Origin of the sequence: Mycobacterium basiliense, assembly GCF_900292015.1 — a bacterium.
GTDB classification, from domain to species: domain Bacteria; phylum Actinomycetota; class Actinomycetes; order Mycobacteriales; family Mycobacteriaceae; genus Mycobacterium; species Mycobacterium basiliense.
The window spans coordinates 3,340,301-3,366,669 of sequence record NZ_LR130759.1 but is presented as its reverse complement, the minus strand read 5'-3'; the positions used below and the strand labels follow the sequence as shown (position 1 = coordinate 3,366,669).

The 26,369-nt window shown below is 66.7% G+C and carries 22 protein-coding genes and 1 pseudogene; 15 read left to right on the top strand and 8 right to left on the bottom strand.

Annotated elements, in window-relative coordinates:
* Positions 1-28 precede the first annotated feature (28 nt).
* Positions 29-640 (bottom strand): aa3-type cytochrome oxidase subunit III, encoded by a 612-nt coding sequence (gene ctaE, locus MB901379_RS14190; RefSeq protein ID WP_158017257.1) that lies wholly within the window; start codon positions 638-640, stop codon positions 29-31.
* Between the two features lie 169 nt (positions 641-809).
* Here ctaE and trpD point away from each other — a divergent pair, with 169 nt between their 5' ends.
* Positions 810-1,922 carry an anthranilate phosphoribosyltransferase gene (gene trpD / locus MB901379_RS24665; RefSeq protein WP_158017256.1) on the top strand — a complete coding sequence of 371 codons (1,113 nt, stop codon included), beginning with the start codon at positions 810-812 and terminating at the stop codon, positions 1,920-1,922.
* On the opposite strand, the pseudogene MB901379_RS14180 reads toward trpD, so the two are convergent.
* A pseudogene (locus MB901379_RS14180) lies at positions 1,860-3,785 on the bottom strand (DEDD exonuclease domain-containing protein); the annotation flags it as partial. The gene trpD and the pseudogene MB901379_RS14180 overlap by 63 nt on opposite strands.
* Before the next feature lie 156 nt (positions 3,786-3,941).
* On the opposite strand from MB901379_RS14180, the gene MB901379_RS14175 reads away from it, so the two are divergent.
* The 4 genes from MB901379_RS14175 (at position 3,942) to pimB (ending at position 7,623) form a co-directional block, all read left to right on the top strand.
* Positions 3,942-4,196: a hypothetical protein gene (locus MB901379_RS14175; RefSeq protein WP_158017255.1), complete on the top strand. Its 255-nt coding sequence runs from the start codon at positions 3,942-3,944 to the stop codon at positions 4,194-4,196.
* A gap of 183 nt (positions 4,197-4,379) precedes the next feature.
* Positions 4,380-5,543: a peptidoglycan hydrolase RipC gene (gene ripC, locus MB901379_RS14170; protein WP_158017254.1), complete on the top strand. Its 1,164-nt coding sequence runs from the start codon at positions 4,380-4,382 to the stop codon at positions 5,541-5,543.
* Positions 5,544-5,622: 79 nt separating this feature from the next.
* A complete protein-coding gene (locus MB901379_RS14165; protein ID WP_232022123.1) occupies positions 5,623-6,420 on the top strand; it encodes a gluzincin family metallopeptidase in 798 nt (265 codons plus the stop codon).
* A gap of 60 nt (positions 6,421-6,480) precedes the next feature.
* Entirely contained in the window at positions 6,481-7,623 is a 1,143-nt protein-coding gene (gene pimB / locus MB901379_RS14160) for a GDP-mannose-dependent alpha-(1-6)-phosphatidylinositol monomannoside mannosyltransferase (protein ID WP_158017252.1), read from the top strand.
* Positions 7,624-7,635: 12 nt separating this feature from the next.
* Here the strand turns inward: pimB and MB901379_RS14155 are convergent, their stop codons facing one another.
* The gene (locus tag MB901379_RS14155) at positions 7,636-9,438 is read right to left on the bottom strand and encodes an AMP-dependent synthetase/ligase (protein WP_158017251.1); all 1,803 of its coding nucleotides are present in this window, start codon (positions 9,436-9,438) and stop codon (positions 7,636-7,638) included.
* Positions 9,439-9,630: 192 nt separating this feature from the next.
* On the opposite strand from MB901379_RS14155, the gene MB901379_RS14150 reads away from it, so the two are divergent.
* The 5 genes from MB901379_RS14150 to MB901379_RS14130 all read left to right on the top strand — a co-directional run bounded on the left by MB901379_RS14150 (position 9,631) and on the right by MB901379_RS14130 (position 13,041).
* Positions 9,631-10,020 (top strand): polyketide cyclase / dehydrase and lipid transport, encoded by a 390-nt coding sequence (locus MB901379_RS14150; RefSeq protein WP_158017250.1) that lies wholly within the window; start codon positions 9,631-9,633, stop codon positions 10,018-10,020.
* Positions 10,021-10,120: 100 nt separating this feature from the next.
* The gene (locus MB901379_RS14145; RefSeq protein ID WP_158017249.1) at positions 10,121-10,555 is read left to right on the top strand and encodes an SRPBCC family protein; all 435 of its coding nucleotides are present in this window, start codon (positions 10,121-10,123) and stop codon (positions 10,553-10,555) included.
* Complete coding sequence (locus tag MB901379_RS14140) at positions 10,552-11,826, top strand: ArsA family ATPase (protein WP_158019171.1); 1,275 nt, start codon at positions 10,552-10,554, stop codon at positions 11,824-11,826. The genes MB901379_RS14145 and MB901379_RS14140 overlap by 4 nt, the downstream gene beginning before the upstream one ends.
* Positions 11,823-12,212 (top strand): hypothetical protein, encoded by a 390-nt coding sequence (locus tag MB901379_RS14135; protein ID WP_158017248.1) that lies wholly within the window; start codon positions 11,823-11,825, stop codon positions 12,210-12,212. Before MB901379_RS14140 ends, MB901379_RS14135 begins: the two co-directional genes overlap by 4 nt.
* A gap of 88 nt (positions 12,213-12,300) precedes the next feature.
* Positions 12,301-13,041: a lysophospholipid acyltransferase family protein gene (locus MB901379_RS14130; protein ID WP_158017247.1), complete on the top strand. Its 741-nt coding sequence runs from the start codon at positions 12,301-12,303 to the stop codon at positions 13,039-13,041.
* Here the strand turns inward: MB901379_RS14130 and MB901379_RS14125 are convergent, their stop codons facing one another.
* Positions 13,042-14,325, bottom strand: a complete 1,284-nt coding sequence (locus tag MB901379_RS14125) for a glycosyltransferase 87 family protein (protein ID WP_158017246.1) — start codon at positions 14,323-14,325, stop codon at positions 13,042-13,044.
* A gap of 330 nt (positions 14,326-14,655) precedes the next feature.
* Between MB901379_RS14125 and MB901379_RS14120 the strand changes: the two genes are divergently transcribed.
* From MB901379_RS14120 to MB901379_RS14110, 3 genes are all read left to right on the top strand, one after another.
* Complete coding sequence (locus MB901379_RS14120; protein ID WP_158017245.1) at positions 14,656-17,943, top strand: PE family protein; 3,288 nt, start codon at positions 14,656-14,658, stop codon at positions 17,941-17,943.
* 164 nt (positions 17,944-18,107) lie between these two features.
* The gene (locus tag MB901379_RS14115; protein WP_158017244.1) at positions 18,108-18,602 is read left to right on the top strand and encodes a polyadenylate-specific 3'-exoribonuclease AS; all 495 of its coding nucleotides are present in this window, start codon (positions 18,108-18,110) and stop codon (positions 18,600-18,602) included.
* A gap of 47 nt (positions 18,603-18,649) precedes the next feature.
* Complete coding sequence (locus MB901379_RS14110; protein WP_158017243.1) at positions 18,650-20,038, top strand: class II 3-deoxy-7-phosphoheptulonate synthase; 1,389 nt, start codon at positions 18,650-18,652, stop codon at positions 20,036-20,038.
* A 24-nt stretch (positions 20,039-20,062) separates the two neighbouring features.
* Here the strand turns inward: MB901379_RS14110 and MB901379_RS14105 are convergent, their stop codons facing one another.
* Positions 20,063-21,274 (bottom strand): protein kinase domain-containing protein, encoded by a 1,212-nt coding sequence (locus MB901379_RS14105; protein ID WP_174237097.1) that lies wholly within the window; start codon positions 21,272-21,274, stop codon positions 20,063-20,065.
* 159 nt (positions 21,275-21,433) lie between these two features.
* On the opposite strand from MB901379_RS14105, the gene MB901379_RS14100 reads away from it, so the two are divergent.
* Positions 21,434-21,838, top strand: a complete 405-nt coding sequence (locus MB901379_RS14100; protein WP_158017242.1) for an Rv2175c family DNA-binding protein — start codon at positions 21,434-21,436, stop codon at positions 21,836-21,838.
* Here MB901379_RS14100 and MB901379_RS14095 read toward each other — a convergent pair.
* Positions 21,825-23,381: an alpha-(1->6)-mannopyranosyltransferase A gene (locus MB901379_RS14095; protein ID WP_158017241.1), complete on the bottom strand. Its 1,557-nt coding sequence runs from the start codon at positions 23,379-23,381 to the stop codon at positions 21,825-21,827. The genes MB901379_RS14100 and MB901379_RS14095 overlap by 14 nt on opposite strands.
* A 4-nt stretch (positions 23,382-23,385) precedes the next feature.
* Entirely contained in the window at positions 23,386-24,444 is a 1,059-nt protein-coding gene (idsA2, locus tag MB901379_RS14090; protein WP_158017240.1) for a bifunctional (2E,6E)-farnesyl/geranyl diphosphate synthase, read from the bottom strand.
* Positions 24,445-24,704: 260 nt separating this feature from the next.
* On the opposite strand from idsA2, the gene MB901379_RS14085 reads away from it, so the two are divergent.
* On the top strand, positions 24,705-25,601 hold the full coding sequence (locus MB901379_RS14085; protein WP_158017239.1) for a mycobacterial-type methylenetetrahydrofolate reductase: 897 nt from the start codon (positions 24,705-24,707) through the stop codon (positions 25,599-25,601).
* A 7-nt stretch (positions 25,602-25,608) separates the two neighbouring features.
* On the opposite strand, the gene lppM is transcribed toward MB901379_RS14085, so the two are convergent.
* Positions 25,609-26,247: a lipoprotein LppM gene (lppM, locus tag MB901379_RS14080; RefSeq protein WP_158019169.1), complete on the bottom strand. Its 639-nt coding sequence runs from the start codon at positions 26,245-26,247 to the stop codon at positions 25,609-25,611.
* Positions 26,248-26,369: the final 122 nt, after the last annotated feature.

Genomic DNA, 26,369 nt, shown 5'->3' with positions numbered 1-26,369 from the left:
TGTTGGGGGCTGTTCGGGAGCCGCCGGCTCATCGGATGAAATAGATCACGGTGAACAGCGCGATCCACACGATGTCGACGAAATGCCAGTAATAGGAGACGACGATGCTGGCGGTTGCCTGTGCCGGTGTGAACTTACTCATCCCGGTGCGCACCAGTAGGAAGATGAAGGCGATCAAACCGCCGGTGACATGCAGCCCGTGGAAGCCGGTGGCCAGATAGAACACGCTGCCGTAGGCGCTGCCGGGGATCGTGGTTCCGTGCGTCGTCAGGTGGTAGTACTCGTAGCCCTGGCCGAGGACAAAGAACAGTCCCATCAGGAAGGTGATCACATACCAGCGGCGCAGCCCGAATACGTCGCCGCGCTCGGCCGCGAAGACACCCATCTGGCAGGTGAACGACGACGCGATCAACACCAGCGTCACCGGCACCGCCTGATAGAGATTGAGCTCGGTCGGCGGCGGCGGCCACTTGCCGCCGGACTGAGAGCGAGCCGTGAAGTACATCGCGAACAATCCAGCAAAGAACATGAGTTCGCTGGAGAGCCAAACTATGGTGCCCACACTGACCATGTTGGGCCGGTTCAGCGAATGTACTCGCGACGTTATGGCAGTACCCGAGGTCCCTACAGCACTCGTCACATCCGCAAGTATGACGCTTTGTAGTTGTCGAACTCTACCCGGGTCGGAAATTTGAGTGATTCGGTTCCATGTGTCGCGGTGCTGGGCTCGTCGGCCGCCCTGGGCGACGTGGTGGCCGGCCCATAGGCGGCCGTTGGAGGGTGGTCGGTCGGCGTGGGACCATCTGCGCGTGGCTATGTCGTGTGCGGCTTCACCTCCTGCAGGTTCTGCTGGGGCGACATCGGCTGCGCTGACTACCTGGCCGCAGGTCCTGGGTAGGTTGATCGAGGGCAAGCACCTGCTTGCCGGTCAAGCGGCCTGGGCCATGGAGCAGATCATGGCTGGCGATGCGTCACCGGCCCAGATTGCTGCTTTTGCGGTGGCGCTGAAGATGAAAGTTCCGACCGCCGACGAAGTCGGCGCCTTGGCCGACGTGATGCTCGGCCACGCCCTCCCGATGCCTGCCGATGTCATTCGCAGGGATACCGTCGATACCGTCGACATCGTCGGCACGGGCGGCGATGGGGTCAATACGGTCAACTTGTCCACCATGGCCGCCATCGTGGTGGCCGCGGCGGGCGTGCCGGTGGCCAAGCATGGCAACCGGGCGGCGTCTTCGTTGTCCGGGGGGGCCGACACCTTGGAGGCGCTCGGTGTGTGCATCGACTTGGGGCCCGACCAGGTGGCGCGCAGCCTGACCGAAGTCGGAATCGGGTTTTGCTTCGCGCCGCAGTTTCATCCCTCGTACCGCAACGCATCCGTGGCGCGTCGCGAGATCGGCGTGCCGACGGTGTTCAATCTTCTTGGGCCGCTGACGAATCCGGCGCGTCCCCGGGCCGGATTGATCGGCTGCGCGTTCGCCGACCTCGCCGAGGTGATGGCTGGCGTATTTGCCGCGCGTGGGTCCAGCGTGCTGGTGGTGCATGGCGACGACGGGCTTGACGAGCTGACCACCACGACCACGAGCACGATCTGGCGTGTGCGGGCGGGCGGCATCGACAAGCTGACTTTTGATCCCGCCGCGTTTGGGTTTGCGCGCGCCGAAGTCGCCGCGCTACAGGGCGGTGACGCACAGGCCAACGCCGCGGTGGCGCGTGCGGTGCTGGGCGGGGCCCGGGGCCCAATCCGGGACGCGGTGGTGCTCAACGCCGCCGGGGCGATCGTCGCCCATGCCGGGTTATCCGGCCACGCTGAATGGCTGCCTGCTTGGGAGGATGGGTTGCAGCGGGCCAGTGCGGCGCTCGACAGCGGCGCCGCCGAACAGCTGCTCGCGCGCTGGGTGCGGTTCAGCCAGCAGGTCTGATGGCATGTTCCCACTCTGCCGACGATGAGCAACGGAGTTGGGGGCCTGTTCGGCGGCCAGTCGCGCCGAGCGTGCGGATGCCGCCCACGCTGCCCAGGCGCCGGCCGACCGCAGCGGGGAGGCCCAGCCGCAGGTCGTCGTGCAGTGCTCGCCGCCGGCCGCGGCGGCGACCCGCACGATGCGGACTCCCGCCGTGGTGAGCCAGCGAGTGATAAGTGCGGTCTCTTCCACCAGCGCGCCACGTAGCGGTGCCCGCGCCGGCACCACGGTTTGCGCACCTGCCTGGATGGCGTCGACGACCGGCATCGGTGGGATCCCGCGCCCAGCGTTGCCGGCGGCCGCGAGTTGGCCGTGGCGGATGACAGCGAGCTGGTATCCACCGGCGCCGTCCGGCGCCGCAGCGATCAATTCGGGCAGGGCGGTTAGCGTGCGCAACCGTTGCCCACGCCACAGCACCTCGACGGCGGTGGCGATCCGGTCGCGTAGCCGTGCGGCGCTCTCATATCGATGGTGCTCGGCTAGGTCAGCGACCTGGTGCACGGCCGTGGCCACTGCGGAGTTATCGACCCCATCGATCAGATCCACCACGCGTCGTGCCGCTTCGGCATAACGTTCGGCCGTCACGTCGCGTGCGGCGGGGCAGGGCGAAACCTCAAGCTCGGGGCAGGCCGGGCCGTGTAGTGCCGAACGCGCTAGCCGCTTGGTGCAGGTCCGCACCCCGGTGAACCGGGCCAGCAGCGTCGCCGTGTCGGCGGCCTCGGTGCGGGACCGAAATGGGCCGATGACTTGGTCGTGTCGCGGGGCACGAACCACCGATAGGCGGGGAAACGGTTCCTCGGTGAGCACCACCCACCACCAACGGTGCGGAAACCTCGATCGGCGATTGAAAGGTGGGGCGTGTGCGGCAAGCATCCGCAGTTCACGGACGCCGGCCTCCAGCGAGTGCGCGCACTCGACGTGATCGACCGAGTCGGCCAAGGCGACCATCTCTTTCATCCGGCCTCGGGAGTCGGCGCCGTTGAAGTATTGACTCACCCGGCGACGCAGGTCGACTGCGGTGCCGACGTAGAGCACTTCGTCGGACGGCCCGCGGAATAAATAGATTCCCGGACGGTGCGGCAATCCCGCGGCCAGTACCCGCTTGCGCCGCTGCGCCGGGGTCACGTTTGGCAGATACCCGCGCAGGTCGGCATAGGTATGCACGCCCTGGTTGCCGACTCGTTCGATGAGGGCATGCAACACCTCGACGGTGGCGCGCGCATCATCTAGGGCGCGGTGCGTTGGCTGGTTTGCCACAGCAAATAGCCGCGCCAGAGCGCCGAGGCGCACGCTGGGCGCTTCTTCTCTACTGAGGACTCGACGCGCCAGCCGGACCGTGCACAAGACCTTCGGTCGCGGCCAGGTGATGTCACAGCGCTCCGCGGCAGAACGCAGGAACCCGATGTCGAATCCGGCGTTGTGGGCGACCAACACCGAATCCCCGATGAACTCGAGAAACATCGGCAGGACCGCATCGATGGTCGGAGCGTCACCCGCCATCGCCGTCGTGATGCCGGTCAATCGCACGATCTGGGGTGGAATGTTGCGTTGCGGATTTACCAGGGTGGCGAACTCCCCGAGAACCACCCCGCCGCGCACTTTGACCGCCCCGATCTCGGTGATGGCATCCGGCGGAGCCTGTGCGGTGCCCGTCATCCGTCCGCCCGTGGTTTCCAAGTCCACGACGACGAAGGTGGTCTGGCGCAACGGCACTTCGTCGGATTCATCGATGTCACCGGCCGGCATCGCGGGCGAGGCGATGCCCGGAAAGGCGCCCGGGTCGAGCCCGGCCAGACTCAGCTGAGTTCCACTCGCCGCGGCCATGGCCGTGACTTTAGGCAGCCGCACCGACAGCCGATGGTTCCCACGCGGCCTGGGTGCCGAGATCGCATCGGGGCAGAGCTGTCGGTGCCGACGGCTAACGTTCGGCACAGCCCGACTTCGCGAGCGGACAGCCCCAACCGAGAGGATCGACGCCAGATGCCATACAGCAGCGCAACCAACAGCAAGAGCGGTGCAGCACCTGAACCGGGGCAGCCGGTGGTGATCGACTGCGACGACTGCGCCGTACGCGGCCCCGCGTGCCGCGATTGCGTGGTGAGTGTGCTGCTCGGGGTGCCGGACACGTTGTCGTACGACGAGCGCGTGGCGCTGGAGACGCTCGCCGAGGCCGGACTGGCACCGAGGTTACGTCTGGTGCCGATCCGGCGCGACCGCTCGTCGGGCGTTGCGTAATGGATATGTCCGGGTATGTATGGTGGTGGACGCGCAAAGACGCGCTCTCACATGAAAATTACAGAAATCTACCCATTTTCTTAACTCCCCCCTTTGGACAAACGCCGATATCGTTTCGTAACCTGTTTGAGACCTAAACCGGCTCGACGGCTTGGCGCCGATGGCAGTTTAAGGAAGCAAATCTTGAAGCTCGACTGTAGGCATCCGATCGCGCGTGTCATCAAGCGGTCTGCCATCGGTTCGTTAGCGAGCTTCACCGTCGTCTCCGGGGTTCTCGCCGCGAATGCGCTGGCCGATCCGGCGGATGACGCGCTGGCAAAGCTTAACGAATTGTCTCGGCAGGCCGAGCAGACCACTGAGGCGATGCACAGCGCAGAACTCGATCTGAACGCCAAGCTTGCGGCCCAGCAAGCGGCGGAAAAGAAGCTTGCCGATGCTCAGGCCGCGCTGGAGGCAGCGAAGGCGCATTTGGCCACCTTCCAAACATCGGTCAACAAGGTCGCGGCTGCCGCGTACATGGGCGGTCGCACCGACGGCATGTACGCGATCCTGACGGCCGCTTCGCCGCAGCTACTCATCGACGGGATGTCGATGCAGCGGGTGATGGCTCATCAAATGTCACTGCAGATGGCAGGTTTTCGGGCTGCCGGGGAACAGGCCGCCAAAGCCGAACAGGCTTCGGCCCAGTCGGCTGCCGATGCCAAGTCGGCGGCCGAACAAGCCGCAGCGGTGCGGGCTAGCCTGCAGCACCGGCAAAGCCAACTGCAGGTGCAGATCGCCGTCGTCAAGTCGCAGTACATGGCGTTGACGCCGGATCAGCGCACCGCGCTCGCCGACCCGGGACAGGTGCCCGCGGGACTTCCGGGAGCTCCTGGGCCGTCGCCGACGGGATTGGCGCCTGGCGGGCCGCCGGCGGGTGCGCCCATGCCCGCACCCGGTGAGGCTCCACCGCAGGGCGGCATGCCGGGGATGCCGTTCGAGCCCCCGGGCGATGGTGGCGGTGACCGTGCGGTCGTGGTGCAGGCGGCGCTCACCCAGGTCGGCTCGCCCTACGCGTGGGGTGGCGCCGCGCCCGGTGGGTTCGACTGTTCCGGCTTGGTCATGTGGGCATTCCAGCAAGCCGGCATCGCGTTGCCGCATTCCAGCCAGGCGCTGGCGCACGGCGGCCAGCCGGTGTCGCTCACCGACCTGCAGCCCGGAGATGTGCTGACCTTCTACTCCGACGCGTCGCACGCCGGGATCTACATCGGCGACGGCCTAATGGTCCATTCCTCCACCTACGGCCAGCCGGTGCGGGTAGTACCGATGACTTCCTCTGGCCCGATCTACGACGCCCGTCGTTACTGACGGCCGCAGCGCCCGGTATCGTCGCTGCTCGCGGCGGCTGTCGCTGGTGTTGGCCTGGATATTTGCAGCTCAACTCGGCATGGCCGCGCTGCTGGCGGCTAATCCGCCGAGCGACAAATCCCCATCCCGGTCGGCGGCATCGGCGGCGGACATCGGTCGGTCGCCGCTGATCATGGGCGACCGCACAATTCGGCTCGTCAGCCTGGGCGGCGAGAGCGCCGACCTGCTGCTCTCTCGCGTCGCAGCGAACATCGGAGCCGCGATCCACGCAGTGGTCGCCTTCTGGGGCGGCGACTGGTCGCGGGAAATCTCGGTGGTCGCCGCGGGCACGGATGACCAGTTTCGGTCCGCGGCCGGTGGTGGCCTGGCATCGCAATGGGCCGATATCGCGGCGGTAACCGTCGCGGACCGCGTCGATCCGGCCCGCCGCACGGTGGTCGGTCAACGGATCGTATTCGCGCCGGGGGCGGTCGGCATGAGCCCGAGTGCACTGCGAATAGTGGTGACTCACGAGCTTTTTCACTATGCGGCCCGCGCTGACACGGCATTGGATGCGCCACGTTGGCTGACCGAGGGGGTGGCCGATTTCGTCGCAAGACCCGCCGCCGCGCCGCCCGAAGGGACAGTACCCGACGCGCTGCCGTCGGACGCCGACCTGGACTCGCCCGGTCCGCAGCGTTTGGTGGCCTACGACAGCGCGTGGTGGTTTGCTCGATTCGTTGCGGATACCTACGGCACGACCACCCTGCGCGAGTTCTACCGGATCGCTTGTGGTGCAACGCATTCGGGCATGGCCAGCGCGGTGCGCGAGGTGCTCAACACCGACGTCGCGGGCTTGCTTGCCCGCTGGCAGCGGTGGTTGACCCGGGCGAGCTGATTGCCCTTCTCGGCGGACCACCGAACGACCGCGCATGGTCCTCAGGCTAGATTGACGCGGGTGAGTCGGGTCCTACTGGTAACTAACGACTTTCCGCCCAGACGGGGCGGCATTCAGTCGTATCTGGGGGAGTTTGTCGGTCGGCTGGTCGACGCCGGCTCACATTCCGTCACGGTGTATGCGCCGCAGTGGAAGGGTGCTGACGCCCATGACGAAGCGGCTCGTGCGGCCGGCTATCGGGTGGTGCGCCACCCGACGACGTTGATGCTGCCCGTGCCGGCGGTCGATAGTCGCATGCGGCGGCTGATCGCCGAGCACGACATCGACACCGTCTGGTTTGGAGCCGCCGCGCCGTTGGCGTTGCTGGCTGCGCGGGCACGCCAGGCCGGTGCGTCGTGGGTGCTGGCCAGCACCCACGGTCACGAGGTGGGCTGGTCGATGCTCCCAATCGCGCGGTCGGTGCTGCGCCGAATTGGGGACGAAGCCGATGTGGTGACCTTCGTCAGTCGCTACACCCGGTCGCGTTTCGCGCCCGCCTTCGGGCCGTCCGCTTCGCTGGAACACTTGCCACCCGGGGTGGACACCGACCGGTTTCGGCCAGACCCGGCCGGCCGGGCCGAATTGCGTAAGCGCTACGGGCTGGGCGAGCGGCCCACCGTGGTGTGCCTATCGCGGCTGGTGCCGCGCAAGGGTCAGGACATGTTGATCAAGGCGCTGCCGTCGATCCGCCGGCAGGTCGACGGGGCCGCGCTGGTGATCGTCGGGGGTGGGCCTTACCTGGAGACACTGCGCCGGCTGGCCCGCGACCGCGAGGTGGCCGACCACGTGGTCTTCACCGGCGGTGTTCCGGGCGAGGAATTGCCAGCGCACCATGCGCTGGCCGACGTCTTCGCAATGCCATGCCGCACCCGCGGCGCCGGAATGGATGTCGAGGGGTTGGGCATCGTATTTCTGGAGGCTTCGGCCAGCGGCGTGCCGGTAATCGCCGGTAAGTCCGGCGGAGCCCCAGAAGCGGTGCAGCACAATAAAACCGGGTTAGTGGTCGACGGTGACCGGGTGGACAAGGTCGCTGGCGCAGTCATCGAATTGCTGAGCAATCCGGACCGGGCGGCGGCGATGGGGTCCGCCGGCCGGCAATGGGTGACCAGCGAGTGGCGCTGGGATACGCTGGCCGCCCGGCTGGCAGACCTGTTGCGCGGGTAACCCGCGCGAAAGCTAGTCCCGGGTGTATATCGCCTCGATCTCGGTGGCGAACTTCTCGGCCACCACGTTGCGCTTGACCTTCATCGTTGGCGTCAATTCCCCAGTGTCCTCGGTGAAGTCCACAGGCAGAATCCGGAACTTACGGATCGACTCGGCATGCGACACCGAAAGGTTGGCGTTCTTGACGGCCGCATCCACCTCCGCGACCAGATCGGGATCTTCGGCCAAGTCTCCCACCGTGGCGTCGTCAGCCTTGCTGTTGCGTTGCTTCCACCCGACAAACGCCTCCGGGTCGATGGTGATCAGCGCGCCGATGAATGGCTTCGCATCCCCGACGACCATCGCCTGGCTGATCAGTGGGTGCGCTCGCAGCTGGTCCTCCAATACGGCCGGGGCAACGTTCTTGCCGCCCGCGGTGACGATCAGCTCTTTCTTACGCCCGGTGATCCGCAGGAAGCCGTCGTCGTCGACGGCGCCCAGATCGCCGGTTCGGAACCAACCCTCGAAGAACGCCTCGTCGGTGGCTTGCTCATTGCGCCAATAGCCGCTGAATACCACGCCGCCGCGAACCAGTAGCTCTCCATCGTCGGCAATCCGTAAACTGTTGCCGGGCACCAGCTTTCCGACCGTACCGATCTTGAGCGCGTCGATCTGGCTGACCGTAATCGCCGCGCTGGTCTCGGTCAGGCCGTAGCCCTCGTAGATGGTGAGGCCCACACCGCGGTAGAAGTGGCCCAGCCGCGCGCCCAACGGCGCACCACCAGAGACGGCCGCATGGCAGTCGCCGCCCAGAGCCGAACGAAGCTTGTGGTAGACCAGCCGGTCAAACAGGGCGTGCTTGGCGCGCAGCAGAAGCCCCGGGCGACCACTGTCCAAGGCCCGACTCCAATCGACCGCGGTCTGGGCGGCAAGTTTAAAGATCGCCCCCTTGCCGTCGTTGGCGGCATTCTGCTCCGCGGTGTTGTAGACCTTTTCGAAAACCCTTGGCACCGAAACCACTACCGTCGGCTTGAAGACCGCGAACATGGGCAGCAGATTCTTGATGTCGCTGGTAAAGCCAACGGTCACTTTGCTGGCGAACGCCGACAGGGTAAGGGCTCGAGCTAGCACATGAGCCAGCGGCAAGAAGACCAGCAGTCGCTGACCTGGTCGCAGCAGCGTGGGCAGACACTCCTGAGTGCCCCGGATCTCATAAAGCAGATTTGCGTGCGTGAGTTGGCAGCCCTTGGGGCGTCCGGTGGTGCCCGACGTGTAGATCAGTGTTGCCGGGTGCTCGGCCCGCAGGCCCGCAATTCGCGCGTCGAGCTCGGTCGGATCGACCGCCGCGCCCTCTTCGGCGAGCTGATCGAGCGCCTTGGGGCCCGACCCGTTGACGTGTAGTACCCGGCGCAGCGCGGGCAGCTCCCCGGCGAGCTCGGCGATCATTCCAGCGTGCGCATCGGTCTCGGCAAACGCCACCACGGCTTCTGAGTTGTGCAAGACCCAGCGCACTTGCTCGGCCGACGATGTCTCATAGATGGGCACGGTGACCGCGCCCACCGCCAGGATCGCGAGATCGAGGATCGCCCACTCGTATCGAGTGGCGGAAAAGATCGACACCCGATCTCCGGCCTGTACCCCCAAGCCGATCAAGCCAAGCGCGGCCGAACGAATCTGGCTGGCGGCCTCGGCACAGGTAACGTCGGTCCAGACTCCGTCGATCAGGCGCTGGTAGATGACAAAGTCGGGGTCATCGCGCTCGTGCTCGAAGACCATGGCTGCGACGGAGTCGCGCTCGTCGACCGAAAAGCGGGCTGGGACACTGTACTGGCGCACTCTGTTGGACCTCGCTCGACCTGATGTGACACTAATTGATGTTTTGCGGGCAGACTTCCTATCGACAGCCTAATCGCGGTATTCACCCAGCATTGAGACGGCTGGTCCAGACACCATTCCAATCGCGAAAGGTGTGCCGGTGTTGACCGGGGGGAGCCACCGGCTCCTAGACGGGTGTGTGAAGCTGTGGCGATGAACAGCATCCAGATCGCGGACGAGACCTATATCGCCGCGGATGGCGCACGGGTCGGCGCCACCGTCGCCGATCGGTGCCGCTGGAGCCGGTGGTGGCCTGATTTGCAGCTGCAGGTTACCGAGGATCGGGCCGAGAAAGGCATTAGGTGGGCCGTCACCGGCGCCCTGATCGGCACGATGGAGGTCTGGCTGGAGCCGTCCTTAGACGGCGTCGTCCTGCACTACTTTCTGCACGCCGAACCCGCCGGGGTGGCCGCCTGGCAGCTGGCCAGGATGAACTTGGCCAAAATGACGCACCGCCGGCGCGCGGCGGGCAAGAAAATGGCTTTCGAGGTGAAGACGACGCTGGAAGAGACCCGCCCCATCGGGGTTTCTCCGGTAGTTTAACCGGGTCAGGTAGGGCCCCAAGTAGGCATAAGAGAGTACCGTTTCTGCCGAAAGGCGGATACTCCCGAGAATCAACCGCGTTGGAGAGGGAACTAGTCAGGTGGCGGACAAGACGACGCAGACGATCTACATCGACGCGGAACCAGGCGAGGTGATGAAGGCGATCGCCGACATCGAGTCCTATCCCGAATGGATTTCGGAGTACAAAGAGGTCGAAGTCCTCGAGGCGGATGACGAGGGTTACCCGAAACGGGCGCGGATGCTGATGGACGCAACCATTTTCAAAGACACCTTGATCATGTCCTACGAGTGGCCGGCCGACCGCCAGTCGTTGAGCTGGACGCTCCAATCCAGCTCGCTGCTCAAGTCGCTGGAAGGCTCATACATCTTGGCGCCCAAGGGGTCGGGCACGGAGGTCACTTATCAGCTGGCGGTCGACCTTGCCGTCCCGATGATCGGCATGCTCAAGCGTAAGGCCGAGCGCAGGCTGATCGACGGTGCGTTGAAGGATCTGAAGAAACGAGTCGAGGGCTGAGTGATTCCGTTGCGCCCACCCCGGCCCGGATCAGTCTTTTTGTAGGTAAAGGCGGGGTAGGAAAATCCACGCTGGCGGCCGCTACCGCGGTTTGTGACGCCGGTGCTGGTCAGCGAGTGTTGCTGGTATCCACCGACCAGGCACACTCGCTGGGTGACGTGCTAGGTATCGCGGTTCCGCCGACCGGTCGCGGCGAGCCCGTCCGCGTGCTGGCTGAGCTGGAAACCGGGCAGGATCAGGTTGGCGGCGGCTTCCTGGACGCGCTCGCGCTTGACACCCTCGCCTTGCTCGAAGACCGGTGGCGCGACGTCGTCGACACGCTGGACCGGCGTTTTCCCGACTCTGAGCTGAGCAGCATTGCCCCCGAAGAACTCTCGGCACTGCCCGGAATTCAGGAAGTGCTCGGGCTGCATGCCGTCGGTGAGCTGGCGGCGGGCGGACGGTGGGATCGAGTCGTGGTGGACTGCGCCTCGACGGCGGACGCGCTGCGGATGCTGACGCTGCCCGCCACCTTCTCGCTCTACGTGGAGCGGGCCTGGCCGCGGCACCGCAGGCTGAGCATAGCCACCGATGATGGCCGCACGGCCGCGGTGGTGGAATTGCTGGAACGCACCAGCGCTGGCGTCGAGCGGCTCAGCGCGTTGTTGACCGACGGAGCACTGGTCAGCGCACATCTGGTCCTCACCCCCGAGCGGGTGGTCGCGGCGGAGGCGGCCCGAACACTGGGTTCGTTGGCGCTGATGGGAGTCCAGGTAGACGAGCTGCTGGTCAACCAGGTTCTGGTGCGCGACGAGAACTACGAGTACCGCAGTTTGCCCGACCACCCGGCTTTCTACTGGTATGCCGAACGCATCTCCGAGCAGCGTGCCGTGCTGGAAGAACTCGACGCCACCATCGGTGACGTGGCGCTGGTGCTAATTCCGCACTTGGCCGGCGAGCCCATCGGCCCCAAGGCGCTCAGCGGTCTGCTTGACGGTGCTCGCCGGCGCCGGGGAGTCGCGCCGCCGGGTCCGTTGCGCCCTATCGTCGACCTCGAGTCCGGGTCCGGTGTTGGGTCGGTATATCGTCTGCGGCTGACGTTGCCCCAGCTCGATCCTCAGTCGTTGTCGCTGGGCCGTGCGGAGGACGATTTGATCATCAGTGCCGGCGGCATGCGGCGCAGAGTTCGGTTGGCGTCCGTACTGCGGAGGTGCGTCGTCCTCGACGCGCATCTGCGGGGCAGTGAGCTAACTGTTCGATTTCGACCGAATCCGGAGGTGTGGCCGACGTGAACGGGCCTCATGCCGAAATTGGTCCCGAACTGCGCAGGCTTGCACAGGCGATCCTGGATGGGATCGACCCCGCGATACGTGCCGCGGCTGCGATGACATCGGGCGGCGGGGCCGGCAAATGTCAGCAGGTGTGGTGTCCGGTGTGCGCGCTAGCGGCGTTGGTCAGCGGGGAGCAGCACCCATTGCTGACGGTTATCGGTGACCACAGCGTCGCACTGCTCAACGTGATTCGCGCCATAGTCGACGACATCGACCGATCGGCGAAACCTCCGCCGGACGGCCCACCCGGCGGGGGGGTAAGCAGCGAGGCAGCCCCCGACGACGGGGTCGCAGAGACCGCCGCGAAATCGCGTTACCAGACCATCCCGGTTACCCTCCAGGAGTGAGCCGGCGTTCTGTGTAAGGTGGTCGGACCCTGCGCGGATAGGTACAGTTGGCGCAAACATCATTCCGGTGTGGTTGAGAGGGAAAGCCATGTGGTACTACCTATTCAAGTACATTTTCATGGGCCCGCTCTTCACTCTCCTCGGCCGCCCGAAAGTCGAAGGCCTAGAAAACATCCCGAGTTCGGGACCGGCGCTGCTGGCCAGTAACCACCTTGCGGTGGCGGACAGTTTCTATCTTCCCCTGGTGGTGCGCCGCCGGATCTGGTTCCTGGCCAAAGCGGAGTATTTCACCGGCACCGGACTCAAGGGCTGGATCAACCGCTGGTTCTACAGTGTCTCCGGTCAGGTGCCGATTGACCGCACCGATGCCGACTCCGCGCAGGCCGCCTTGGGAACCGCACAGTCGCTGCTGGGGCAGGGCAAGCTGCTGGGCATGTATCCCGAGGGCACCCGGTCGCCCGACGGCCGGCTTTACAAGGGCAAGACGGGGTTGGCGCGGCTGGCCCTGCACACGGGCGTTCCGGTCATCCCGGTCGCCATGATCGGCACCGACGTCGTCAACCCGCCGGGCCGCAAGATGTTGCGGTTCGGCAGGGTCACAGTTCGTTTCGGTAAACCAATGGACTTCTCGCGGTTTGAGGGGTTGGCCGACAACCACTTCATTGAGCGGGCCGTCACCGATGAGGTGATGTACGAGCTGATGGGGCTTTCGGGCCAGGAGTACGTCGATATCTACGCCGCCAGCGTCAAAAGCGGTGGCGACGGCGGTGACGGTGCAGATCCCGGTTCTTCGGACGCCGCGCGGATCCCCGAAACGGCCGCGGGCTAGTCAGCTTGCGGCCGGCACCGGGGTCAGATCGCGCTCGGGCAGGCTGGTCGCTGTGATGCGGGCGGTAACTGTGAGTCCGGCGACGACGATGACCGCCAGCGCCCACCACACATAGGACATCCCGGCGAGCTGACGCCACCAGACCGCGGTAGCCTCCCGGTGCTTGGGCAGCAGGTCGATCGGTGTCCACGTCATCAGCGCCAACCCCGTGGCGGTGACGACGGCCAATGCCGCATTCCGGCGCCGCCAGGCCAGTACTCCGGTTACCAGCACCGCCGGCAGCATCCACACCCAATGGTGTGACCACGAAACCGGCGACACCACTAACCCGAACAAGGCCACGCAGATGACGGCCAGGGCCGGCTCACCCGCTGACAACACTCGCCGCATCGCCCAGATGGTCGCCGCCAACACCAAAAGGGACAGCAAGACCCACAGCAGCCGGCTTGCGTGTTCGCCGATGGGCAATCGGGCAAGGGCACCGGCGATGTTCTGGTCGGTGTTCAAAGCGGCGGAACCGATGCGGTCGGTGTGCTGCAGCGTATCGGTCCAGTACTCCCAGGAGTCGCGCCATGCGAGGGCGAAACCGGCCAGCGTGGCGGCCGCGAAACTTGCCACCGCGGTCAGCGCCGCCCGGTTGTCGCGACGCAGCAGGAAATAGAGCAGGAACACCGCCGGGGTCAGCTTCAGCGCGATCCCCAACCCGAGCAGCAGCCCGCGTGGCCAGGGCGTGCGGCGGGGGAAGCAGTCCAGGATCACCAATGTCATTAGCACCGCGTTGATCTGGCCGAATGCGAAGTTCGAACTGATCGGTTCCAACCAGATCGTGGCGGGGGCCACGATCATCACGGCCAACCACAGCCGACGCAGCCACCCGGGCCCGGGCAGGGCCCTGGAGCTGGCCCATACTTCGAGACCGCTCAGGACGACCACGGTAGACACGATCAGCACCAAGAGGGTCAACAGCGTGATCGCCACGCTGGCCGCCGGCATGTGCAGCCAGGCGAACGGGATGAACACGACCGCCGCCAGCGGGGGATAGGTGAAGGGCAGGTTCAGCCCGATCGGTGTGTGGAATTTCACGTCGCCGCTGTACAGCGGACGACCGTCCAGCCAGGCCTGGCTGCCCATCTGGTAGATGTCGATATCGATGCGGTACGGGATGTGCCCGAACAGCCGCCAGGCGGCGTAGCCCAATGACACGGCGGCTACCAGCCAGAGCAGGCCCCAAAGCGAGACCCGCTCGAATCGACTGCCCGGCTCGGGCGACTGCCGTGTACTCATGTCGAAGACAGCCTAATCGCTACTTCAGTGTGGGTTTGCCGCTGCGGCGCGGCTCGCGTTGGGGTTCGCGGGTATGAGCAGCTTGCCGAAGCCGCATCGTCGGTTGCCGCAGAACCAGTCTGATCGTGGACCCGCGGCCGATGAGTTGTGCACAGAGCATCTTTGTCGGTCGCTAGGAGTTGGCACATTGCCGTAGCGCCGACGCGCTGACCTGGGTAATTTCGCAACCCCGTCAACAGTTTGCATGTCGGCGTGCAATCGCGCTCGGGCGGTGTTTTCAAGTCCAGCGGGTCCGATGCGCGTGCCGCAACGGACGATGGAGGGCCCGCCATGTCATTTCTGGTCTTGTCGCCGGAGTCGTTGGCAGCGGCGGCTGCTGATGTGGCGGGTATTGGGTCCGCGATCGGTGCCGCCAACGCGGCCGCCGCGGGCTCTACCACGGCGATGCTGGCCGCCGGCGCTGATGAGGTCTCGGCGGCGATTGCGGCGTTGTTCGGCACCCACGCTCAGGACTATCAGGCGATCAGCGCGCAGCTGGAGGAGTTTCACGACGGGTTCACGCGGACGTTGACGAAGGCTGTGGGGGCTTATACGGGCGCGGAGGCGGCCAGCGTGTCGTCGTTGCAAGCCTTGGAGCAAGGTGCGCTGAACCTGATCAATGCGCCCACCCAGACGTTGCTGGGGCGTCCGCTGATCGGCGATGGTGCCAACGGGGCCGCGGGGACCGGCCAGGATGGTTCGGCCGGCGGAATTTTGTGGGGCAACGGCGGTAACGGCGGGTCCGGCGGGATCGGTCAGGCCGGCGGGGCCGGCGGGGCCGCAGGGTTGTTCGGCAACGGCGGCGCCGGGGGTGCCGGCGGCACGGCGGGGGCTTCGGGCAATGGCGCGGCCGGTGGTTTCGGTGGCCGCGGTGGGTTGGTGTACGGCAGCGGCGGCGCCGGAGGCGCCGGCGGGCAGGGCGTCGCTACCGGAGGTGCCGGTGGAGCAGGAGGGCTCGCCGGGTTGATCGGTGCCGGTGGGGCCGGCGGTATCGGTGGGCAAGGGTTTGACGCGGGCTCCGGCGGGCTTGGTGGTAACGCGGGACTGATCGGTTCCGGCGGTGCCGGTGGTGTCGGCGGTGGTGCCACGGGCGCCGGTAGCGGTGGTGCCGGTGGCAACGGCGGTCTGGGCGGCCAATGGTATGGATACGGCGGTGCCGGCGGTGACGGCGGTGTGGGCGGCGGTGTGGCCGGCGGCGGTGTGGCCGGCGGGGCCGGCGGTAATGGCGGCGTGGGTGGCGGCGCGGGCCTATGGGGCGCCGGTGGGCAGGGGGGCAATGGTGGCGCCGGCGGCGGCGGTGCCGAGGGCTTTTTCGGGACCGGTGGGCTGGGCGGCGACGCCGGCGACGGCGGCGCCGGTGGACGGGGTGGATTGCTGATTGGCGGCGGCGGTGCCGGCGGTGACGGCGGCACCGGGGGGGCTGGCGGGGAAGGCGGAAATGTCATCGGCGGCGGTGCCGGCGGTGACGGCGGCAATGGGGGCGCCGGCGGTGCCGGCGGCGCGGCGACCGGGCTGTTTTCGGCCGGCGGCGCGGGTGGAGCCGGCGGGATCGCCGGCAACGGCGGCAACGGGGCTGCCGGCGCCATGGCCGCCAACAGCGGGCAGGGCGGTGACGGCGGCAATGGCGGCAACCCCGGCGCCGGTGGTGCCGGCGGCGCGGGTGGAATCCTGGGTGCGCGTGGCGGGGCCGGCGCCACCCCGACGAGCGGCGGTAACGGCGGTAACGGCGGCAATGGAGCCAACGGCACCGTCGCGGGTGCTGCCGGGGCCGCCGGTGGAGCCGGCGGTGACGGCGGACTGGTCGGTAATGGCGGGGCAGGCGGCAACGGCGGCAACGGGGTGGCCGGCAAGGCCGGCGTGGACGGGTCGGACTCTGGTGCCTCCGGCGCCGATGGCGGCAACGGCGGCGCCGGAGGAAACGGCGGAGACGGTGGGGCCGGCGGAGCGCGGGCGGGCAACGGCGGAGCAGGCGGGAGCGGCGGCAACGCCGGTAGCGGCGGCAACGCCGGTAACGGAGCCAACGGCAGCGGCGCGGTCGCCGGCGGGCATGGCCAAGCCGGCGGTGACGGCGGTGATGGTGGTAACGGCGGCCGCGGCGGCGACGGTGGTCTCGGTGGTGCCGCGGTGGCCGCCGGTTTCCACGGCGGCAGCCAAGGCGGTGGTGGAGCCGGTGGCGATGGCGGTACCGGTGGGATACCCGGTGACGGCGGCCGGGGCGGGAATGGCAATCCCAGTGTCAACGACGGTGTCGGAGGCAATGGTGGCGACGGTGGTGACCCCGGTTCGGGCGGGGCTCGGGGGCTGGGCGGCAACGGCTCCACCCACGGCGCGGACGGCGCCCAGGGCGCGGACGTGACCAGCGGCGGCAATGGCGGCCGCGGAGGCAAGGGTCTGGACGGCGTCTACACCGCCGACGGCAACGGCCGGGCCGGGGGCGACGGCGGCAACGGCGGCGCCGTCGGCAACGGCGGTGCGGGTGGCCTCGGTGGAACCGGCGCGGTTGGTTTGCCCGGCGCGGATGGCAAGTCTTACGCGGCTGAGGGGCCCGCCGACGGCGCCGTGGGTGGCCACGGCGGCACCGGCGGCATGGGTGGCAACGGCGGTAACGGCGGGTCGCTTGCCGGTGATGGCGGCCGGGGCGGCGACGGCGGTGGGGGCGGCGACGCAGGCAATGGCGGTCATGGCGCGATGCGCCTTCCCGGTGGCGACGCCGGCAATGGCGGCAACGGCGGGGAGAGTGGTGCCGGCGGCAACGGTGGAGCAGGCGGGAATTCGTCGCACGGCAAGGGTGGTGACGGCGGAAACGGTGGTGCCAGCGGCAAGCCCGGTACCGGTGGCGAGGGCGGCACCGGAGTCGGCTCCTACCCCAACCATGACGCCGGCAGGGGCGGTGACGGTGGTCGAGGCGGTAATGCGGGCGCCGGCGGCACCGGTGGCTCCGGGGGTACCGGCGCCACCGGCCCGGGCGCGGACGGTGCCACCGGTGTCACCAGTGACGGCGGTCAGGGCGGGAAAGGTGGGCAAGGGGGCCGCGGATACGCCTTCGGTACCACCGGTGACGGTGGTAACGGCGGCGACGGCGGCCAGGGCGGCAACGGCGGCCAGGGCGGCGAGGGCGGCGCCGGCGGCCAGGGTGCGCCGGGCTCACGGGCCACGACTGGAACAAACGGCGGTCAGGGCGGCAATGGGGGCCGTGGCGGCGACGGGATCTTCGGGGCCGGCGGCGAAGGCGGCCGTGGTGGGGACGGCGGGTATGGCGGCGTCGGCGGAGACTCGTTCGATAAGAACGGTGGCCATGGTGGTCCGGGCGGCCGGGGTGGGGACGGCGGCGTCGGCGTCCTTGAGGGCGGCGGCAAGGGCGGGGATGGCGGCGATGGCGGCAGGGGTGGCGATGCCGGCAATGCCGTCCCGAATGTTTCCGGGGATGGCGGTGCCGGCGGCCAGGGTGGTTCCGGCGGTGCCGGTCACGGTGGCTCCGGCGAAACGGGTACCGGTGGCAGTGCCGGCGGCCCGCACGACAGCCGCACGGGCGGCGAGGGCGGAGACGGTGGCAGCGGTGGAGCCGGCGGACCCGCGTAGTTCGACCCCCGCAGGGTGACCGGCAAGGTCCGGTCGGGGTGCAAGTCGCGTAAGAATGTCGGGGAAGCCGTCGGCAAACCGATTGCGCGGGAATGTGCGCGCCAAGACCGAGAGGGGGATGGGTCAGCCGATCCGCGACGCGGACACCGCGCCCCTGACTATCCATGCGGTACTTCTACGACACCGAGTTCATCGAGGACGGTCGCACGATTGAGCTGATCTCGATCGGGGTGGTCGCCGAGGACGGCCGGGAATACTACGCCGTATCAACGGAGTTCGACCCAGCGCGGGCGGGCAGCTGGGTTCGCACCCATGTGCTGCCCAAGCTGCCGCCGCCGGCGTCTCAGCTGTGGCGCTCACGCAGCCAGATCCGTAAGGATCTCGAGCAGTTCCTTGGCATCGACGGTGATGAACCGATTGAGCTGTGGGCCTGGGTGGCCGCCTACGATCACGTGGCCCTGTGTCAGCTGTGGGGTGCGATGCCCGCACTGCCACCCGCAGTGCCCCGCTTCACCCGTGAACTGCGGCAGTTGTGGGAAGACCGCGGATGCCCCCGAATGCCACGCCGGTCTCGCGATGCCCATGACGCGCTGGTCGATGCGCGGGACCAGTTGCGCCGATTCCGGATTATCACGGCCGGCGAGCACGGCTCCCAGTGATGTTCGCCGTGGTCAACCGCCGGGCAATACCCGGTTACCATGGACCGATGAACTGGACCGTCGACATCCCGATCGACCAGCTGCCTTCGTTGCCGCCGTTGTCTGCAGATCTGCGGGCCCGGCTGGACGCCGCGCTGGCCAAGCCGGCCGCCCAGCAACCCAGCTGGCCCGCCGACCAAGCGAGCGCGATGCGCACGGTGTTGGAGAGCGTGCCGCCGGTGACGGTGCCGTCCGAGATCGTCCGCCTGCAGGAGCAGCTGGCGCAGGTGGCAAAGGGCGAGGCGTTCCTGCTGCAGGGCGGCGACTGCGCCGAGACGTTCGTCGATAACACCGAACCCCACATCCGCGGCAATATCCGCGCGCTATTGCAGATGGCCGTGGTGCTGACCTACGGAGCGAGCATGCCGGTGGTGAAAGTGGCCCGGATCGCGGGCCAGTACGCCAAGCCGCGCTCGGCCGACATCGACGCGCTGGGGCTCAGGTCGTACCGAGGCGACATGATCAACGGTTTCGCCCCGGATGCGGCCGCGCGTGAGCATGACGCGTCGAGGCTGGTGCGGGCCTATGCCAACGCCAGCGCGGCGATGAACCTGGTGCGCGCGTTGACCTCCTCCGGTCTAGCGTCGTTGCATCTGGTGCACGACTGGAATCGTGAATTCGTACGCACCTCGCCGGCCGGTGCCCGCTATGAGGCCCTGGCCACCGAGATCGATCGCGGACTGCGGTTCATGAGCGCCTGCGGAGTGGCCGACCGCAATCTGCAAACCGCGGAAATCTATGCCAGCCATGAGGCTTTGGTGCTCGACTACGAACGGTCCATGTTGCGACTGTCCGACGTTGAAGAAGGAGAACCGCAGCTTTATGACTTGTCGGCGCACACGGTATGGATTGGAGAGCGGACTCGGCAACTCGACGGTGCACACGTCGCGTTCGCCGAAGTGATCGCCAACCCGATCGGGGTCAAGATTGGCCCGACGATGACACCTGAGCTGGCCGTCGAGTACGTCGAACGGCTCGACCCGAATAACAAGCCGGGTCGGTTGACGTTGGTGAGCCGGCTGGGCAACAACAAGGTCCGCGACCTGTTGCCGCCGATTGTCGAGAAGGTCCAGGCCACCGGCCACCAGGTGATCTGGCAGTGCGACCCGATGCACGGCAACACCCATGAGTCTTCCAACGGCTACAAAACGCGCCACTTCGACCGCATTGTCGATGAAGTACAAGGATTCTTCGAGGTGCATCGTGGCCTGGGCACCCACCCCGGCGGTATTCATGTCGAGATCACCGGCGAGAACGTCACCGAATGTCTCGGTGGGGCACAAGACATCTCAGACCGGGATCTGGTCGGCCGCTACGAGACGGCCTGCGACCCGCGGCTGAACACCCAGCAGTCGCTGGAGTTGGCCTTCCTGGTCGCCGAGATGCTGCGCGACTGACTCAGGTACCCGTCCGGTCGCGCGCTACAACAACCCGCTCAGATTGCTGCCAATCGTCCACGCCGCGGTCGCGACCAGCCCGGTGATTGCCAGCACCACGGCCACCCAGATGAGCACCATGCGCTGGGCACGCTGGCGTGCCCAGACGAATTCGTCTATCGAGATGCCGGCGAATTCGCCTGATGGCGGTCGGTAGTCGGCCTCGTCGGGCTCGAATTCGGTCTCTGGCCCGAGTCGCTCGGAGCAGTCTTGCGGCTCGCGGGTCAAGTTGCGGGTTGGGCGGTGAACGGGGGGTGCGGCCGGCTGTCCGAAGGGCCGGCGCTGGCTGAGCCGGCTGTGGTGCAGCGCCGCCGATCGGTGCTGGGCGGAGTTGCGTGGCGCCGGCACCCGAAATTCTGGTAGCGCAAGCTCCTCGGCGATCGCGTCCAGTTCCGCGGCCATCTCGATCGCGTCCGCATATCTATGGGCGGGGTCCCGGTGGGTGGCACATGCTACAAGTTCGTCGAATTGCCTTGGAACACCGTCGATCACGGCGCTGGCGGACGGTACGTCGTGATCGAGGCGTTGATAGGCAATGGACAGTGTCGAGTCACCGGTGAACGGTGTGCGCCCAGTCAACAGCTCGTAGGTAAGAATACCGGCCGAGTAGACGTCGCTGCGGGGACCGGCATTGCCGTCGCGTACCTGCTCGGGAGACAGATATGCCGCGGTGCCGAGAATGACGCTGGTGGAGGTGATGCCGGCGGCGGCCACGGCGCGGACCAACCCGAAGTCGGCGATCTTGACGTCCCCGTCGTCGGAGATCAGCACGTTTTCGGGTTTCACATCGCGGTGCACGAGACCGGCCCGATGCGCGGTGGCCAGGCCACCCAGCACCGGACGAAGCACCGCCGCCACGGCATGTGGCGGCATCGGCCCGCGTTCGCTCAGCAGTTCGCGTAGTGTGCCGCCTTCGATGAGCTCCATCACCAGAAACGGGTGCCTGCCATCCTGGCCTTGGTCGTAGACCGCCACCAGTCCCGGATTCTTGAGCCGGGCGACCGTGCGGGCCTCCAGTTGGAAGCGGGTAAGGAATTGGCTGTCACCGGCGTAGCGGGCATCCATCACCTTCAGCGCGACCGGTCGATCCAGGCGGACGTCGAGACCGCGGTAGACCGTCGAGGTACCGCCGCTCGCGATCTTGGCCTGGACCAGGTAGCGGTCGTCCAGCACCACGCCTTCCAACGGGTCATCGATGGTCGCATGGCCTGAGTTGGGGGGGCCTCCCGCCTGCCGGGGAGCGCCGGGCGATTCAGCTCGAGCCACGGGGCCATCGTAGGTGGCGCGGCGAATCGGGTGCGAGAACGTGCGCCCAAGGCGCACACCTGTCTGCCCGCCACGCTCTACACTTGCGCCGTGGGCAGCATTCCCGCCGGCGACGACGTTCTGGACCCCGACGAGCCAACCTACGACCTGTCCCGGGTCGCCGAACTTCTCGGCGTGCCGGTCAGCAAGGTGCACCAGCAGTTGCGCGAAGGCCATCTGGTCGCAGTGCGGCGGGCGGGAGGTGTGGTGGTGCCGCAGGTCTTCTTTACCAATTCCGGCCAGGTGGTCAAGAGCCTGCCGGGGTTACTGACGATCCTGCACGACGGCGGCTACCGCGACACCGAGATCGTGCGGTGGTTATTTACCCCCGACCCATCCCTGACGATTACTCGCGACGGTTCGCGTGATGCGAAGAGCAATGCGCGCCCGGTCGATGCACTGCATGCCCACCAGGCTCGGGAGGTCGTGCGGCGCGCGCAGGCTATGGCGTACTGACGGACTGACCGGGCGATGCTTCGGCCTGGTCGGGACGTCGATCCTGCGCCCGATACAGCGCGTACCAGGCGGCGACTGCGCAGGCGGTGGCGAGCCAGAAGTGCAGCCATGAATACATGCCGTGGGATCCGTCGGGCTTGAAGATCACCATGATCCACGTCGACAATCCGGCGATTGTTGCCATCGCTCGCCGGGATTGGGCTAGCGGGGCGGCGACCGCCAGCGGCCAGGAGTAGTACCACGGCAGCGCGGCGGGGACGAACAACACCACGATCAGCATCGACCAGGCGATACCGGTCACCGCGGCTCGATCGTCGCGGCGGAACCGCCACCACAGCAGCGGCAACGAGACCGCGATGAACACGATCCCGATCAACCGCGTGACCCGCAGCAGCGAGTAAAAATCAAAGGTGAAGAAGTTGCTGCCCAAGGCATGGATCAGGTTGGCGGCCCCGGTTGGCACAGTCAACCAGTTGATGATCTTGACCGAACCAGCCAACGCGGTTAGCCATCCCAGCCCGACACCGGCCACCGCCGACAACACCGCGAAAACTGCGACGAAAATCAGCAGCGATGCCGCCGCTGCGACCAGGAACGCCCGGAACGGCCGGTATCCGCGGCGTTCGTGCAGATGTCGCATCCAGACCCAGAACAGGAACGGCAGCGCCAGGCCGGCGGTGGCTTTGACCGCGACCGCGACTGTGATGAGCGTGATGCCCGCGACGTGGCGACGCTGCAGAGTGAGCGCGATACCCGCGGCCATCAGGCCAACCATCAGCATCTCGTTGTGGACGCCGCCCATCAGATGGATGAGTACAAGCGGGTTGAGGACGCAGATCCACAGCGCGGTCGGACCGTCGGCGCCCAGCTGGTGGGCCAGGCGGGGGGTGGCCCAGATCAACAGGGCCAGCCCAGGCAGCATGCACAAGCGCAGCAGCATGGTGCCGGCGACGACATTGTTGCCGATGATGATCGTGACCAGCTTGGCGACCAGGATGAACGCCGGCCCATAGGGTGCGGTGGTGATGGTCCAGATCGGACTCACGTCGTCCAGCAGCGGATTCGGGTTGCCGACCGGCCCAACCGCGTAGGGATCGAAGCCGTCTCGCAACAGTGCGCCCTGGGCAAGGTAAGAGTAGGTGTCCCGGCTGAATACCGGCACCGACACCAGCAGCGGCGCCAGCCAGAACGCGGTGGTGGCCCGCATGACGAACTCGGTGGTTTCGCCGGCGAGCACCCGCCGGCCCAGTCTCAGCCAGGCGATCAGCATGAGTCCCACGCCTAGCCACAGCACGACCGATGACAGCACCATCCCATGGCCGTAGCGGAGCCACGACATGTGAATCGACTCCAACAACGGGTCGTGCTGGCGAGTGCTGCCGGCTCCTAACCCGCCCGCGGTAATCAGCACCGCGCCCAGGAAACCCAACCATGCGGGCCCGGCCTGCGGACTGGCCGCGAACATTCGAATGCGCGAAAAGCGTTGGTTAACGGAGTTTTTAGTCGTTGAGTCGACTTCCGGCGAGGATGGTGGGCTGGTCATGGGTTCAGGCCGACCGGTCCGTGGCCGACTGCGCCAATTCCGCCAACCCGGCCTTTGCCCTCGCATTGATGGGTGCTGAGGCGAGAGTCGCCAGCGCGCGTTGGGTGAGTTCGGCGATTCGGTTCTCCGCCGCTGCCAGTGCGCCGACGTTCACGATCACCTCGCGCAGCTGCTGCACCTGGGCGTCCGTCAGCCCGGTACCGATCGAGGTGCGCAACAGGTTGGCCGCCATGGGATCGGACTTGTCCGCCAGCTCAGCGGCTTCGGCGACCAGCACCGTACGCTTTCCCGACTTGAGGTCGTCGCCGGATGGCTTGCCGGTTATTGCCGGGTCGCCGAACACGCCCAGGACGTCGTCGCGCAGCTGGAAGGCCACCCCGAGGTCCATCCCGAACTGGTGGAATACCGCCTGAACGTCGGGCCGATCGGCGGCCGCAGCGACCCCCAACTGCAACGGTCTTAGCACGGTGTAACAGGCGGTCTTGTAGGTGGCGACGGTCATCGCCGATGTGATCGAATCCGCGGCGCTGGCCTCGGCGACCACGTCGAGGTATTGACCGCCGAGCACCTCGGTGCGGATATCCGACCACACTCGCCGGATCCTCCATTGAGCGTCGGGTGGCAGCCTGGCCTCACATACCTTGGAGACGATGTCATCCGCCCAGGCTTGTGCCACGTCGCCGGCCAGGATGGCGGCCGAGACCCCGAAGTGGTGTGCGGGGCCCAGCCAATTGCGCTGTCGGTGCAGCTCGGCGAAGTGCAATTGTGCGGTCGGTCGGCCGCGGCGAGTCGACGAAGCGTCTATCAGGTCGTCATGTATCAGCGCCCAGGCGTGCAGCAGTTCCAGCGCGGAAAACAGCAGCAGCACGTCGGGGTCGGGGTCTTCGGTGGCCACCGCCTGCCAACCCCAGTAGGCGAAAATCGGCCGCAGGCGCTTGCCGCCGGAGAGCGCGAAGTCTTGGAGCCAGGCAGTCAAAACGTCGTAGTCGTCACCGATGTAGGCCGCCGCATCGCGGCGGTCGCGCAGGTACTGTCGGAGTTGGTCGGTAATGGTGCCGGCCAACTTGTCGGTCGCCGATGCTTCGACGCTCAGTGCGGCGCCCCTTTCTGCTCGGCCCGTCTCTGGCCAGACAGTGTATTAGGCGGTTCCTCGGTGGGTGTGATGCATGGCACCGACACAAGTTGCTTCGACTAACTGACTATTTCGCACCTATGCTGTCGAAGGTGACCTGGGTTAGCGGCGCCGCTTAGCCCAGCCAGGTTTGCGCGGTGTTGCGCGGCCAGAAAAGGCCAGAAGATACTCGTCAGACGAAGGGGAGCTGTGTGACCCTGAACACGATCGCGCTTGAGTTGGTGCCACCGAATGTCGATGGTGGCAAGGAGCGGGCATTAGAAGATGCGCGCAAAGTTGTGCAGTATTCGTCGGAGTTCGGGCTTGATGGCCGACTGCGACACGTGATGATTCCTGGGATGATCGCCGAGGACGACGATCGGCCCGTCCCGATGCAGCAGAAGTTAGATGTGCTCGACTTCTGGCAGATCATCAAGCCCGAATTGCCCGGGATCAACGGCCTGTGTACACAGGTGACCGCCTTCACCGATGAGCCATCGCTGCGTCGGCGGCTGGTGGATCTGTCGGATGCGGGCATGGAAGGCGTGGTTTTCGTCGGCGTGCCGCGCACGATGAACGACGGCGAAGGCTCCGGGGTGGCTCCGACCGACGCCTTGTCGATTTATCGAGGGCTGCTGCCAAACCGGGGCGCCATCATGATTCCCACCCGCGAGGGCGAGCAGGGCCGGTTCAGTTTCAAGTGTGGTCAGGGCGCCACGTACGGCATGACCCAACTGCTGTATTCCGATGCCATCGTCGACTTCCTGACCGAGTTCGCCAACAACACCGACCACCGCCCCGAGATCCTGCTCTCGTTCGGCTTCGTCCCGAAAGTGGAGAGCCGTGTCGGTCTGATCAACTGGCTGATCCAGGATCCCGGAAACGCGGCAGTGGCCAAGGAGCAGGAGTTTGTCGAGAAGTTGGCCGGCAGCGAACCTGCCCAGAAGCGTCAGCTCATGGTCGACCTGTATAAGCGCGTGCTAGACGGAGTCGCCGACCTGGGCTTTCCGCTGAGTATCCATTTCGAGGCGACGTACGGCGTTTCCGCGCCGGCATTCCAAACTTTTGCCGAGATGCTTGCCTATTGGGCCCCCGACACGCACGGCTAGCCCGCCGCTAGGTTGGCGGCTGATCACCGGGTGCGGTGAACCTGGGTGAGCGGTCCCGGCCGGTCCAGGCCAGCACGGCAACCACACCGGCGGCGGCAAATGAGGCAATGCCGAGCCAGATGCCCGCGGCCGTGAACGATCGGGTGTTGGGATCGGTGTAGCTAGCCTGCGCGTTCATGGTGCTGACCACGCCGGGCTTTAGCTTCCACTGGACCACTTCCGGTTCGATGCGGTCTCCGTTGGTGGATGTCACCGTTCCGGGGAACGCGACGGTCAACTCGACCTCACCGTCGGGATCGGTCAGTGATGTCAGATCGGCCCGGCCTTCCAGAATCACGATGTTGCCGTTGCGGCGCAGCGACAGGTTGACACCGGCGGCGTCGGGGTTCATGTTGGCTAGCTGGGGCAGCTCTGCGAAGGTCAGATCGGAAAATACCGCCTGAGATCCTACGTAGCCGTCACTGTCGTAGTTCGATACGGCCACTTTCTGGCCGAACGCCAAATTGTCGCTATCCAGCTGGGGGCCGGTATCCTTGTTGTTCTTGGGTTTTGCCGCGGCGATGATCTCGCCGGACACCAGGTCGTCGGGCGAGATGGTGATTGAGGCCCGGACTCGCAGGCAGCCGGTCGCCAGCGGCATCAGCATCAGCAGCAACGCGATGGCCAGCACGCGGCTTCGCCGGGCTTTGAAAGCTCGCGATCCTCGGGCTGCAAGCGGGGGAGAGCTGGCACGCACCTGGTCATCGTGCCAGACGAGGCGCGCCGCCT